14 protein-coding genes are annotated in these 13,443 nt (G+C 48.9%); 8 read left to right on the top strand and 6 right to left on the bottom strand.

Annotation, left to right across the window (positions count from 1 at the left end):
- Positions 1–332 precede the first annotated feature (332 nt).
- A complete protein-coding gene (locus I8U19_RS10055; protein WP_232330906.1) occupies positions 333–680 on the bottom strand; it encodes a DUF2085 domain-containing protein in 348 nt (115 codons plus the stop codon).
- Complete coding sequence (locus I8U19_RS10050) at positions 665–856, bottom strand: hypothetical protein (RefSeq protein WP_033100029.1); 192 nt, start codon at positions 854–856, stop codon at positions 665–667. Before I8U19_RS10050 ends, I8U19_RS10055 begins: the two co-directional genes overlap by 16 nt.
- Before the next feature lie 490 nt (positions 857–1,346).
- Here I8U19_RS10050 and I8U19_RS10045 point away from each other — a divergent pair, with 490 nt between their 5' ends.
- From I8U19_RS10045 to I8U19_RS10025, 5 genes are all read left to right on the top strand, one after another.
- Positions 1,347–2,102: a DeoR/GlpR family DNA-binding transcription regulator gene (locus I8U19_RS10045; RefSeq protein WP_033100028.1), complete on the top strand. Its 756-nt coding sequence runs from the start codon at positions 1,347–1,349 to the stop codon at positions 2,100–2,102.
- Positions 2,099–3,040: a 1-phosphofructokinase gene (gene pfkB, locus I8U19_RS10040; protein WP_033100027.1), complete on the top strand. Its 942-nt coding sequence runs from the start codon at positions 2,099–2,101 to the stop codon at positions 3,038–3,040. The genes I8U19_RS10045 and pfkB overlap by 4 nt, the downstream gene beginning before the upstream one ends.
- Before the next feature lie 80 nt (positions 3,041–3,120).
- Positions 3,121–4,968, top strand: coding sequence for a PTS fructose transporter subunit IIABC (locus tag I8U19_RS10035; protein WP_198055829.1), 1,848 nt, complete (start codon positions 3,121–3,123; stop codon positions 4,966–4,968).
- Positions 4,969–5,100: 132 nt separating this feature from the next.
- The gene (locus tag I8U19_RS10030) at positions 5,101–5,742 is read left to right on the top strand and encodes a YjgB family protein (protein WP_198055828.1); all 642 of its coding nucleotides are present in this window, start codon (positions 5,101–5,103) and stop codon (positions 5,740–5,742) included.
- Between the two features lie 299 nt (positions 5,743–6,041).
- Positions 6,042–6,959, top strand: a complete 918-nt coding sequence (locus I8U19_RS10025) for a PIG-L deacetylase family protein (protein WP_033100025.1) — start codon at positions 6,042–6,044, stop codon at positions 6,957–6,959.
- Positions 6,960–7,053: 94 nt separating this feature from the next.
- On the opposite strand, the gene I8U19_RS10020 is transcribed toward I8U19_RS10025, so the two are convergent.
- The 3 genes from I8U19_RS10020 to I8U19_RS10010 all read right to left on the bottom strand — a co-directional run bounded on the left by I8U19_RS10020 (position 7,054) and on the right by I8U19_RS10010 (position 9,812).
- Positions 7,054–7,428, bottom strand: coding sequence for a DUF779 domain-containing protein (locus I8U19_RS10020; RefSeq protein WP_198055827.1), 375 nt, complete (start codon positions 7,426–7,428; stop codon positions 7,054–7,056).
- A gap of 14 nt (positions 7,429–7,442) precedes the next feature.
- On the bottom strand, positions 7,443–8,975 hold the full coding sequence (exaC, locus tag I8U19_RS10015; RefSeq protein WP_052154015.1) for an acetaldehyde dehydrogenase ExaC: 1,533 nt from the start codon (positions 8,973–8,975) through the stop codon (positions 7,443–7,445).
- A 222-nt stretch (positions 8,976–9,197) separates the two neighbouring features.
- Positions 9,198–9,812, bottom strand: coding sequence for a PH domain-containing protein (locus I8U19_RS10010; protein ID WP_198055826.1), 615 nt, complete (start codon positions 9,810–9,812; stop codon positions 9,198–9,200).
- 167 nt (positions 9,813–9,979) lie between these two features.
- Between I8U19_RS10010 and I8U19_RS10005 the strand changes: the two genes are divergently transcribed.
- Complete coding sequence (locus I8U19_RS10005; RefSeq protein WP_198055825.1) at positions 9,980–10,486, top strand: hypothetical protein; 507 nt, start codon at positions 9,980–9,982, stop codon at positions 10,484–10,486.
- A gap of 9 nt (positions 10,487–10,495) precedes the next feature.
- Here the strand turns inward: I8U19_RS10005 and I8U19_RS10000 are convergent, their stop codons facing one another.
- Entirely contained in the window at positions 10,496–11,062 is a 567-nt protein-coding gene (locus I8U19_RS10000; RefSeq protein ID WP_198055824.1) for a methyltransferase family protein, read from the bottom strand.
- 317 nt (positions 11,063–11,379) lie between these two features.
- On the opposite strand from I8U19_RS10000, the gene I8U19_RS09995 reads away from it, so the two are divergent.
- Positions 11,380–11,520, top strand: coding sequence for a sporulation protein YjcZ (locus I8U19_RS09995; protein WP_152568486.1), 141 nt, complete (start codon positions 11,380–11,382; stop codon positions 11,518–11,520).
- Positions 11,521–11,958: 438 nt separating this feature from the next.
- The gene (locus I8U19_RS09990) at positions 11,959–12,942 is read left to right on the top strand and encodes a poly-gamma-glutamate hydrolase family protein (protein ID WP_033100021.1); all 984 of its coding nucleotides are present in this window, start codon (positions 11,959–11,961) and stop codon (positions 12,940–12,942) included.
- The last annotated feature ends 501 nt before the right edge of the window (positions 12,943–13,443 follow it).

The following is a 13,443-nucleotide window of genomic DNA, read 5'->3' as shown; positions in this document are numbered from 1 at the left end:
ATCTCCCTTTCGGAATACTTGTTATTTCTATATTACTTCATCTATTTTATTTTATAAAGAAATGAATAAATAAAAATTACCATATATAGGAGTGTAATTTTTTCCAGTCGAAAACCTGAAAGAAAAAGCCGGGTGCATCTGGACATCCCGGTCAATCTTTCACAATTTCAACATGATTCGTTCTTTGGATTACCATCGCCCAGGTGCTCCCGTTTCAAGTACTGAACAAACCCGAAAACAAAGATTTGGTGCGTTTTTTCCACTTTTAAGATTGGAGCTGAACGGTAAAATTTGCCGAACAGTAAATCAGGATATTGATATGCATGATCCGCTCAAAATACCCGTTCTGCGGCAGTGACCACAAATCGCTCTCCCGCCACCGCCAGCAGCGACAACCCTCCCCCGCTGATAAGTCCCGTGATCACGCGGAGAAGATTGTTGCTTTCGCGCCAACCCCATTTTTGCGTAAAACCGTCAACCAGCATCGGAATCTGGCTGATGATTCCCAGATACCATGGCAACCGCAGCGGCATAAAGAAGAACACCGGGATCAGCCCATACCCGAGCAGGATACTGAAACAGCGGGCACAAATCGGCATCGGTTTTCCCCTGATGCGCAAACAGCGCTCCGGACGCCGGTGACAAGGAACGCATTCCGCCCACTTCATCCACCATCCCATCCTTTTCCCTCCCCGCTAATGACAGCTGCAATTGGGCATATCGCAGTCGCAATCCGGCCCATCACAATTAAAATGATGGCAATTGCATTCCGGCACATTTTTATGAAAATGATGGCAATTGCAATCAGGGCAATCCATCGGTAAACAATCACAGGAATCACAGACAGTGCAGTCATTTTTTCCTTTTTTCCGCTTCCTCCTCCGACAATAACAGTAACCCCAAAACAACGAAAACAAGACGGCAGCCGCCAGCAAAATCCCCCCTGCCATCCATTGCTGTTTATAAAAAAGCACGCCGGCCGACAAATATAAAATGAGATTTAAAGTAAGCTGCACAAAAAACACACGATTTTCCCCTTTACAGCCATTTGCTGTTGGTGTTTATAATCTTTCTCAAAATCCCCTTTAACTCGCTTTAATGCAGGAATTCTCCACTTCCTAGAATAAAGCAATTTGCCCATTTCAGAAATAGTGCAAGCAAGGCGGAAAGAGCCCGGAACTCAAAAAATCCCCTCCAAAATCATGCAATTTAACAAGCCTGCTGTGATGCAAGCCCGGCAATTACAGCGAATGTTTTTGAATGAAATTGAATGATTTTGATAGATAATGATTGTTTTTTGAAAGGGTTTTCGTTATTATAAAGGTGAACTCATGAGGTGATCAAAATTGTTGACTCCACAGCGGCATCAATTGATTCTGACAATGTTAAAACAACAGGGCGTTGTCAAAGTGCAGGAGTTGGTAGACGCTACCCAGGCTTCTGAATCGACGGTTCGCCGCGACCTGATTGAATTGGAAAAACTCAAGCTGTTAAAACGCGTCCACGGCGGCGCTGCCCTGCTTCAGGGCAAAGGTTCCGAGCCCAGCATCGCGGAAAAGTTCGCGAAAAACCTGGAAGAAAAGAAAGCGATCGCACGGCATGCCGCCACCTTGGTGGAAGATGGAGACTGCATCTATCTGGACGCCGGAAGCACGGTCGGGGAGCTCATCCCTTATCTGTCCGGCAAACAAATCGTTGTGGTCACCAACGGTCTTTCCCATCTTGACCGGATGGATGCCACCAACATCAAATGCCATATTCTGGGCGGAATGGTAAAAGCGTCTACCAAGGCAGTGATCGGAAGCATGGCACTCGATCAACTCCGCCACTTTCGCTTTGACCGTTGTTTTCTGGGGGTAAACGGAATTCACCCGGAAATGGGGTATACCACTCCCGATCCCGAGGAAGCCCGGTTGAAAAGATTGGCCCGCACCCTGTCCGGCCAAACCTATGTCCTGGCTGATCAGAGCAAATTTGCCGAAATCTCCTTTGCCCAATTCGCCGAGATCGAAGAGGCTGTTCTTGTAACAAGCCGGATTCCTGAAGAAAGCCGGGCAGCCTATGAAAACAAAACTTATGTAATCGAGGTTGGAACGCCATGATTTATACCGTAACCCTCAATCCATCAATCGATCTTGTGGTCAACGTACCATCTTTTCAGCTGAACGGACTCAACCGGATGCAGAAAGAGCAGAAATTTCCCGGAGGAAAAGGGATTAACGTCTCCCGCGTCCTCAGCCGGCTGGGAGCGGAGACAACGGCCCTCGGCTTTATCGGCGGATTTACGGGCGCTTTCATCCGCGACACTTTGCACGAGGAAGGAATCGGAACCGATTTTATCCGGGTAGACGGTGACTCGCGCATCAACATCAAACTGAAGACGGAAGACGGCGAAACTGAAATCAACGGGCAAGGGCCTTCCATCAGCGAAGAACAGATTGCCCTGCTTCGGGAAAAACTGAACGCACTCGCTGAAGGAGATGTGCTCGTTCTTGCCGGCAGCATTCCGCGCTCCCTGCCCGCCGGTCTGTATGAAGATCTGACCGGGATCCTCAGCCCGCGGGGAGTCAAAGTGGTTGTCGATGCCTCCGGTGAAGCACTCGGCAAGGTGATCGCCCATCGCCCTTTTTTGATCAAACCGAATCATCATGAACTGGGGGAACTGTTCGGCGTTACCCTGACCAATGCCATGGAGATTCTTCCCTATGGACACCAACTGCTTGAGCAGGGGGCCCGACACGTGATCGTCTCCATGGCCGGGGCGGGTGCGCTCCTCTTTGCGGAAGAGGGAACCTATCAAGCCACTGTCCCCCAAGGAAAAGTGATCAATTCTGTCGGGGCCGGCGATTCGCTGGTTGCCGGTTTTCTGTCCACCTACGTCCGGACGGGGGATCTTCTGGAATCGTTCCGATGCGGCATCGCTGCCGGAAGCGCAACTGCTTTCTCTTCCGATTTGTGCACCAAAAACCAAGTGGAACAGCTGCTTCCGCAAGTGAAAATCAAGCCGGTCGTCCATCCCATTGATTTGGGAGCAATTTAGCAACTGACCAATCACCCGGTTTTATCCCCTTCAGCGGCTGATAAAACCGGGAACCGATACTTTCAGGGAGGTGCCCTGCGATGAAGATTACGGATCTGCTAAAAGAGGATACGATCATCATGGAACTCCGGGCTGGCGATAAAAGCGCTGTCATTGATGAACTGGTCGAAAAGCTGGCCGGAGCCGGCTGCTTGCATGACCGTGAAGAATACAAGCAGGCCATTTTGAAACGGGAAGCTCAAGGATCGACGGGGATCGGCGAGGGCATTGCCATCCCGCACGCCAAAACCAAGGCGGTAAAAACTCCCGCCATCTGTTTCGGACGGAGCCTGAAAGGGATTGACTATGAATCCCTGGACGGACAGCTTGCCCGTCTCTTCTTTATGATCGCCGCTCCGGAAGGGGCTGATGAAACTCATCTGGAAACATTATCCCGCCTGTCGGTATTGCTGATGGATCATGACTTCCGCGAAAAACTGAATCAGGCCGGGACAGCAAAGGAAGTGATCGCTTTAATCAATAACAAAGAAGCGGATCAGGAGGAGGAAGACAGCATAGAAGAACAAACAGAACCGGAAAAACTGATCCTTGCCGTCACCGCTTGCCCGACCGGAATCGCCCATACCTACATGGCGGCTGATGCCCTCAAGGCCAAAGCAGCGGAGATGGGCATCAGGATCAAAGTGGAAACCAACGGATCCACCGGGATCAAAAATCGCCTGACCCCGGCGGAAATTGAACAGGCCACCGCCATTATCGTCGCAGCGGACAAGCAGGTGGAAATGGACCGGTTCGCCGGAAAACACGTACTTCAGGTACCCGTCGCTGATGGAATTCACAAAGCAAAAGCGCTCCTTGAACGAGCTTTGAAACAGGATGCACCCATTTATCAGGGGCGGGGAAACGTCGAAAAGGAAACAGCGGGAAAACAGCGGCTCGGCTTTTACCGCCACCTGATGAACGGGGTCAGCAACATGCTTCCCTTTGTTGTCGGCGGAGGAATTTTGATTGCGCTTTCATTCGCATTTGGCGGAATTCACGCGAATGGGCCGATCGCCCAAATCTTGAATCAAATCGGCGGGGCGGATGGAGCTTTTCATTTCATCGTGCCGATTCTGGCTGGTTTTATCGCCTCCAGCATAGCCGACCGTCCCGGTTTTGCTCCTGGTGCTGTCGGCGGTTTTCTGGCGGCAAACGCGGGTGCGGGCTTTCTCGGCGGCCTGATTGCCGGATTTTTGGCCGGTTATGTCGTCGTGGGCCTGAAAAAGGTGTTTTCGATCCTGCCTCAGCAACTGGAAGGGATCAAGCCGGTTCTCTTATATCCCTTATTTGGAATCATGATTACAGGTATCCTGATGATCACTGTCATTAACGGACCGGCGGTTCTGCTCAACAAAACGCTCACTTCCTGGCTGGGCAGCCTCAGCGGAACCAACGCGGCCATCCTCGGCTTGATTCTGGGCGGCATGATGGCCGTGGACATGGGCGGCCCGATCAATAAAGCGGCTTTCACCTTCGGACTGGCCGCACTGCAGACCGGAAACCAGCTTCCGCATGCAGCCGTCATGGCCGGCGGAATGGTACCGCCGCTGGGCATTGCGCTGGCAACCACTTTCTTTAAACACAAATTTACCGATGCCGAGCGTAAATCCGGCCTGACCAACTATTTGCTGGGTGCTTCCTTTATTACAGAAGGAGCAATCCCGTTTGCCGCAGCCGATCCGGTACGCGTCATCGCCAGCTGTATCATCGGCTCTTCCATCGCCGGCGCGCTCAGCATGTTGTTCGGCATTCATCTGCCTGCCCCCCACGGCGGACTGTTCGTGATTCCGCTCGTCAACAAACCACTGCTCTATATTCTCGCGATTCTCATCGGCTCTGCCGTTACGGCGGCAATGCTCGGAATCTGGAAGAAAAAAGTGCAATAAACCAAGAATCCGGCCCTCGTTCGCGGGGGTATTTTTTCTCCTTTGAAATTGACAAAAGATTGTAAATAAAAGGAAAATGGGATATTATTGGGTTGTAATGCATCATTTTCAAATGAATGGAGATGTTCTGTGATGCCCTTTAAAAGAAAGGTTTTCTCCCTGGCGGTGATCAGTTTTCTCCTTATCACCGGCTGCACCGGGCATGAAAAAGCCCCGACCCCGGAACCGAAGCCCGCTCCCCCTGCCTCATCCGTCCCGCCCTCCCACCAGCAGACCCCCTCTCCTCAACAATCCACTCCGGGCGACAAACCCGCACCGATCAATGCCAAAAACAAAGCTCTCGTTCTGGAGATCAAACAGCGCGCCCAGCAGGGGAAGATTTTGCATTACCGCTTTATTTGCGGCAAATCCCTCATCGATTCCGATGTTCATCAAGATTTGGGAAATCCGGACACGACCGAGTCGGCGGGAAAAGGGATTTATGATACTTATAAAAAACAAGGCCTTGCTTTTGGCTTCAATCACGGGTTGCAGATTTTTGACATTCGCTCCTACTCTGCGGAAATCCAAAAGCTCACGTACCGGGACATCACCGAAACATTGGGCCGGCCTTCATCCGTCAACAGCATCAGCCACCAAAAAATCCTCGTTTACAAGGTGAATTCCAAATATCAATTAAAATTTATTTTTAATGAACCAATCTCCGGTTCGACGCATCTGGATCATTATTCCGTCTTCTATCCCCCGGCCGCAGTCAATAATATGGCCGGCTGACAAAAATGCGGGGCGTGGTGTTTCCTTCCCGCCTTCAGGTTTCACCGGAAGAAAACCCACGCCCTGCTCTTGGTTGAAATCTTTATCTTTAATAAAATTATAATCCATCATTCATGAATCTGTCATATTTAGGCATATAAAATTCTATATATCTCATTGGTTTCCCGCTAAAATATTTGATAGGGATTTACCCGACCAATGTCTAAATCTATCTTTTGGCACGACAATGCAATGAATGGGTTTCTACAAGGAAAGGCCGGTTTTTTTAGATAGACATTTCACTTAAGTGTGGTGATCAGATGAAAAAATGGCTTTTCATTTTATCGATCCCCCTGGTGGCAGCAGGACTGGTCGTCGCCGTGATGTCAATGCACAAATACAAAACCTACGGGGAACAAGCAGCCGCAACGCGGGCGATGGAAGCAGTAAAACCTGCTGCGCCAAAACCGGTGCCTTCCAAGAATGTTGTGATCTACTTCTCTCCCCATGCTGATGATGAAGTTTTGACCATGGGGGTTCCGCTCATTAACGACATTCGGGCGGGAAAAGAAGTATATCTGGTGCTGATGTCGCCGGGAAGCCATTCGTTTGCACGTGAACGGATCAACGGAGCCTACGACATTGAATCCAATCGTGCAGAATTGGCCGGAAAAAAATTAAAAGACAATCTGTACAAATCCTATCACGATCCCTATAAGGAACATTACAAAGACGGATGGCTCACCCGCAAAGAATTCGGGGATGCGCGCCTTCGTGAATTTTACCTGGCTGCTGCCGCTTTTGGCATTCCCAAGGACAGAATTCGGGTATACAATGTGGTAAACGATAATTTTCTGTACAGTCAGGTAAGAGCCATTATGGCGTCATATGCCAAAAAGTTCCCCGATGCAACCTTTAAAACGATGTCCCGCTATGATGTTCATCCTGACCATGCCATGTGCGGCCGGGTTATGGATGATCTGTTCCGGGAACACATCGTCAAGCACTGGGTCGCCTATCTCTCGATCACAACTGACCGGATCATGAAAGTGAAGGTTCCCGGAAGCCAGATGGTTGTTCTCCGCAATCCGGCCGATAAAGCCATTCTTCTTCGGGCGTGCAAAGCCTATAACATCTGGAAGCCGACAGAAGGGCTTTATGCGATCGGTTACCACAGTGTTCCGATTGAATTTGATATGCTGATGAAAAAACCTTATACAAAAAAAGTTCCATTATAGTTGCAAAGCCACCTCCTCATCTCGCGGGTGGCTTTTCCCGAAAAAAGGCGATCCGCCCTGATCAGGAGCAGATCGCCTTTTTTTCAACAGTGCTTTATCCATTTTGAATCGGTTCCAACCGGGCGAACTCTTCCTCCGTAAACAGCCTCGAACGGATGACAAACCGAACCCCCAGCGGAATCTCCAATGAAAAGGAAGCCCCTCTCCCTTTGACAACATCAACGGTTAACTGGGTATGTTTCCAGTATTCAAACTGGGAACGGGACATATAAAAAGGACATCCGGCAATCTCGCCCAGTCGGACATCGCTGCTTCCGATCCGAAAAGTTCCTTCTTTAAAACACATGGGAGAGGAGCCGTCACAACAACCGCCGCTCTGGTGAAACACCAGCTTTCCATGCTGCTTGCTCAGCTGATCAATAACCTTTTTCGCCTCGGGCGTAACCAGAACGCGTTTGACTGTTGCCATGTCCTCCACTGTCCTTAAAAGAAGCCCATCGGCTTTTTATCATAGGAAATCAGGAGATTTTTCGTTTGGCGATAATGTTCCAGCATCATTTTATGCGTTTCCCGTCCGATTCCCGATTGTTTGTATCCGCCAAAGGCCGCGTGTGCCGGGTAGAGATGGTAGCAGTTCACCCAGACGCGCCCGGCCTGAATCCGTCTGGCAATCTGATAAGCTTGATGCGCATCCCGTGTCCAGACACCGGCACCCAAGCCGTAGAGCGTGTCATTGGCGATTTCGAGCAATTGCTTTTCATCCTTAAACGTCGTCACCGAAACGACGGGGCCAAAGATTTCCTCCTGGAAAATCCGCATTTTGTTGTGGCCGACAAACACGGTTGGCTCAATGTAATAGCCGTCGGGGTACTTGTCGTTCTTGTACGGCTTTCCACCCGTCAGGCATTTGGCTCCCTCTTCGCGGCCGAGCTGGATATAGTTCAGGATCTTTTCATACTGGTCGTTGGAAGCTTGTGCTCCCATCATCGTTTCGGGGTCGAGCGGGTCCCCCATTTTAATTTTCTTCACGCGTTCCATAGCCCGTTCGATAAATTCTTCGTAAATCGACTCCTGAATCAGGGCCCGGGACGGACAGGTGCAGACTTCCCCCTGGTTCAAGGCGAACATCGTAAATCCTTCCAGGGCTTTATCGAGGAAGTCATCATCTTGTGCCAGCACGCTTTCCGTGAAGATGTTGGGCGATTTCCCCCCGAGTTCCAGCGTGACCGGAACAATATTTTCCGAAGCGTACTGCATAATCAGGCGTCCGGTGGTCGTCTCACCCGTAAAGGCCACTTTCCCCACTTTCGGCGAGGTGGCGAGCGGCTGGCCGGCTTCGGGACCAAATCCGTTGACCACATTAAGCACGCCGGGCGGCAGCAGATCAGCGATCAGTTCCACAAACAGAAGGACGGTAGCCGGAGTCTGTTCGGCCGGCTTTAACACCACGCAATTGCCGGCAGCCAGAGCGGGAGCCAGTTTCCATGCCGCCATGAGCAGCGGAAAATTCCAAGGGATGATCTGGCCCACAACGCCGACCGGTTCTTTGATATGAAGGGAGAGCGTATTGGCATCGATTTCGGAAACGCCGCCCTCTTCCCCGCGAATCACGCCGGCAAAATAGCGAAAATGATCAATTGCCAGTGGAAGGTCCGCATTCAGTGTTTCACGGATCGGTTTTCCGTTATCCCACGTTTCTGAAAGCGCTAACTTTTCCAGGTTTTCTTCGAGACGATCAGCAATTTTCAAAAGGATATTGCTTCGTTCCGCGACGGAAGTGTTTCCCCATTTTTCTTTTGCCTGGTGCGCTTTTTCCAATGCCAGATCGATGTCTTCCTTTTGAGAGCGCGGCACTTTGGTGAACACCTTGCCATTGATCGGAGACGGATTGTCAAAATACTCCCCGCCGAGCGGCGGAACCCACTCTCCCCCGATAAAGTTCTCGTATCGCGGCTTGTAATGAAGCAGGCTTCCTTCGGTATTTGGCGCTTTAAAACCGGATAACTTCACACTCATCAGCGGCTTCCTCCCTCAGCTTTTTTTGCAAACCAACCATGAACTGCTGAACAACAATATAATTATTATTTAGCAATAGATTCAAAAATTCCTGCCCAATAAGGAAATTTATTTAAAAAATTCATTCATTTTAAAATATGGATTTGTCCCACATACAAACAGGGGCCAAAGAGAGCAAAAGATATAAAAACCACCCGCCAAAATGCGGCGGGCCTGCCTGTGTCAGTTGTTGATATAGCGTTCAAACACAAAGCCAAAGTCTTTCACATGGTATTTCTCACGGGTCTCGACGAGCCAGTTAAATGCCGCCTGGTTCAGCCCTTTAAACTGTTCGACCAAATTGTTATCATCATTCTTGAACGAACTTAAGGTGGTGGAGGCCAATTCCAGACTCTGTTTGGCAAATGCCAGAAGAATCTCGTTTTCACGCGAGAGTTCCGCAATCTTCACCAGCGCTTTGTATAAATCCTTAAGTTCCTCAAGATGCTTTTTGTGCACATCGATTGTATATTGTTTGGAACCCATGGTAAACTTGATCTCAACATCCAGATCAATCGAACCGGCTGTTTCCAGCATCACATTGGCGATTTTGTGAGCATGGTAATCATAGCGATGAAGCATCCGCTTTTTGCTCGTGGCACTGGTACCATCCAAATGAATCAGGGCTTTGTTCGTAAAACAGTACTCATCCGATTTTGACTTGATGAGAAAGAAAATTTTCTCGCCATCTTCATGAAGCACATAATCGTCTGTGTCCACCTTATCGTAATTTTCCGGCTTGATCACACTTCCGACATCACTGATTCCCAACACATCGGCGGCAACTTTTCCAAACATCGGATCAACCTTTCCCATTTGAAATCAAAACATTGTCATTCTATTCCAAAATCATTATAACACAATTTGTCAGTATCACCTGCCATGCTGATCCGTTCTGACTCCGTCTTGTAAGTTGAGGATCATGGCAAAAAGCGGAACCAAGCAGGAGAGAGGAGGCATTCACCGTGAACGATCCGTTGCCACCCGTGCATTTGGACAAACGGTATTGGGCACAGCTGACCGATTTGCCGGACAGGGTCCAATGGGTGATCGAAAAACTTGAACAATCATTGCAAATCATGAGGGAAAATCAATCGGAGACTGGGCAGGTGTTAAAAACGGCGCAACAATTGAGCCACATGCTCGGGGAAATGGATCTGGAGATCAACAGTTTTGAATTGGATGAAGTGACGAGGGAAGTGATCAACGCGCTGCTGGACCGGACTTATGTGGACGAAGCATATGAGGAAGTACTGGAGTTGGATGCCATGCTCGATCAGTTATGGGAGAATGGTTTCCTCGATGACTCCGACCCGATGGCAGAAGAGGTGGCAACTGCCATCAGCCATTTATCCGACTGTTTTGTCAGTTGCGGCGACCGGCTGAAAAAAACGCGCGCTTCCGAAGACATTCATACGATCATCGAAGCCATCGAGACCGTCATCTCCGGCTTTAAAGAACTGCTTCGATAACGGATGCGGTCATTTTCTCCATTTTAAACCGGGAATAAGTCGGGGAACACGTTTTTTGTATTCCAGATACTGTTCACCAAACGTTTGAACCATCAACCTCTCTTCAATACGAATACGGATCAGGAAAAGGATCAGAATCCCGAGAAAGCCCAGGAATAAGACACCAGCCCCGGTCGAGAGCGCAGAGCCAAGCACCATCCCGATAATTCCGGTATAAATCGGATGCCTCGTGATTCGGTACGGCCCTTCCGTGCATAATCGGTGAGCCTCTTTAACCACTGCGACCGATGCCCACATTTTCCCCAGTTTCCATCTGGCCCATAAAGTGAACAACGTCGACCCAGCCAGCAGAACCGCGCCGACAACCTGCAACCAGAGAAGGTGAAAAGCCAAAGCTCCCGGATACCGGACAGCAATGTACTGGATCACACCCCAGAAAAGCAGAAGGATCATCCAGTCAAACCGGAGGCGCCTTTGCTGCACGGCCGGAGCATGATAATGATTGTAAATCGCTCCGCCGATCCAGGCCAGGATAAAGATTCCCCAACAGATCAGGTTCAAATGAACAAAATTCATATTCTTCTCCCCAAATCCAATGGATATCCTCAACCGCCGCTGGCTTAATTCAATCATACGACAAACCGGCAGAAAATTGCCCCAAGGTTTTCAAAACCATTTAACCACACTTGCAACGCCGGCGCCGTCTTTCCATCCCACACACTGATCCCCTTCATTTCCCCTCCTCGCCGGACTTCTCCAATTGCTTTTAAGCTTGTGAACAGCCTCCCTCTTCCCCTGCCAGGACATTTTTTACAAAAAATAGGAGAATGCACAGTCGTTTTTTGTCATGGTCAAATATGATATACCGAAATTACCGTTAGGGGGTGAAACGAATGGGTGCTTCATGCGGTTCGTGTTACAGTTCCTGTTACGGGTCGTGCTACGGTTACGGATTTGGCTGGAGAAGCCTGCTGATCTTCCTGCTCGTCATCGCCACGATCTTTGTCTTTATCTGCGGAGGATTTGGATGTTAATTAGAAAAACAGCTACACAAATGAACTTCGCATCGGATTCCCTCCCGTATCATGCAATAGCCACGCCAAATCCGAATTAAGCCGATCTTTGTCACAATTTGCAAAGTCGCGACCCATTTTTCCTCCTTCAAAAACATTTCCCGCATCAGTCGGGACTTGTGACTCAAAAACAACCTCCTGCCGAGTTCTCAACCATCGGTCAGACATTTCCTCAAGGGATGTTGGGGCCAGGATATTTCCGGCCATCCAACATCCTTTCGTCTGTTTGATGACATTCCTGCCGGCCATGAATTTTTCAACACAAACATGCCGACTTGCGGCGAAAACGCTGCCAGCATGAATTTTGAACATTTTTCATCAACTGAACAACATGTATTTATCAGAATTAAAAAATATATTATACTTTTATCATTCATAAATAAATGAAAGGAGATTCGGATGAAAAAATTCATTTTGCCTCTTCTTTCTTCATTGGCCGTCTTCTGGCCATCAGTCCCGCAAGCCCTGGCTGCAACCGATATCTATGCCAATTATGCGGAACTGTCATCGCACTATAAACAGGGCACGGATTATACGATTGAAACCCAGTCGAAACCAAACGATGTGCTGATTCTGGCCATTCATGGCGGAAGGATCGAGAAGGGAACCGATCAACTGGCAAAAGCAATCGCGCAGGACGATTACAGTTACTACATATTTAAGGCAAACATTTATAAAGACACCAATAACGATGACCGGAACGATTTACATTTAACCGCTTCCCACTACGATGAACCAACCGCCCTGCAAATGACGGCACAAAAAAACCGCATCGTTTCTCTCCATGGAGCCAAGGGCACGGAAAAAATCGTTTACATGGGAGGACTCAACCAAAATTTAATGAGCAATCTCTCAGAGCGGTTGACTGCCGCCGGTTTCCGTGTCGAGAATGCCCCTGACAATCTCAACGGGAACCACCCGGAAAACATCGCCAATAAGAATCGGATTCTCCAAGGAGCGCAGATGGAACTCACCACAGCCCAGCGCGATGAGCTCCTGAACGATTCTGCCAAGATGCAAAAATTTGCTGATGCCGTCCGTGCAGCCATCTCTGCCTCCTCTTCCCATCCGGATGGCAGAACCTATGAATTTGGGAGCGACAACTTTTCCAACTCCATTTGGCTCAACGGTGGCAATCCGTTTTATCTGACCGGTGACGATTACCTGAAAGGCGTCCAAAGCCCCATTGATCCGAGCCAAAAAGAAAAAATTCGCTTTGATTTTTATGACCAAAACGGAAAACTCGTGTTATCCCACTCGGCCGAAGCTGTTGGCCACAAACGGTTCAGCTATTCCACCGGCCTCCCAACCGGCTACTATAAAATAAAAATCGTGAACGTTTCTGGACACCCCTCCTGGATCTACGGAGGCCTTGTCTATTAAAACCAAAACATGCATGGGACTTTCTCATCCATGCGTGTTTTTCTGTAAGGAGATCTTCATGCTATCAATCAAACGGCAAACCTCGCCCGCTTCATCTGTTTGCTCCTCAGTCCCTAGGCTCGCCGGCCTGAGACTCCCTCCGTGAATCCATTTTTTACACTTCTGTGACACTGGATCCATCGCCGATGCGACTCCAACTGATTGATAATTTTTTCTTTAAATACTTTCATTGTTATTCTCTCTTCCAGGGGTACCAAATCATTCGGTCTGAAATTCATTTATTTTTCAATCTCCTCTTTTCATTCTTTGAGTTAAGTCCGTATAATTGTGTAAAAATGGCAGCTGCGAAAAATAATTGAGCCATGGTGAAATTCCTCGGTTAGAATAGTAGTTGGCAAGCATCCCCAAACAAGGAGGGTTTCACAATGGCTCAATACCAGATTACCGTAGATTCAGAGATTTTGCATCACCTGTTTTTGAAAGATTCAAAAGATGATGGAG

This window comes from Thermoactinomyces sp. CICC 10523 (assembly GCF_016055105.1).
GTDB lineage: Bacteria > Bacillota > Bacilli > Thermoactinomycetales > Thermoactinomycetaceae > Thermoactinomyces_A > Thermoactinomyces_A daqus.
This window is presented reverse-complemented; position numbering and strand designations above follow the sequence as displayed.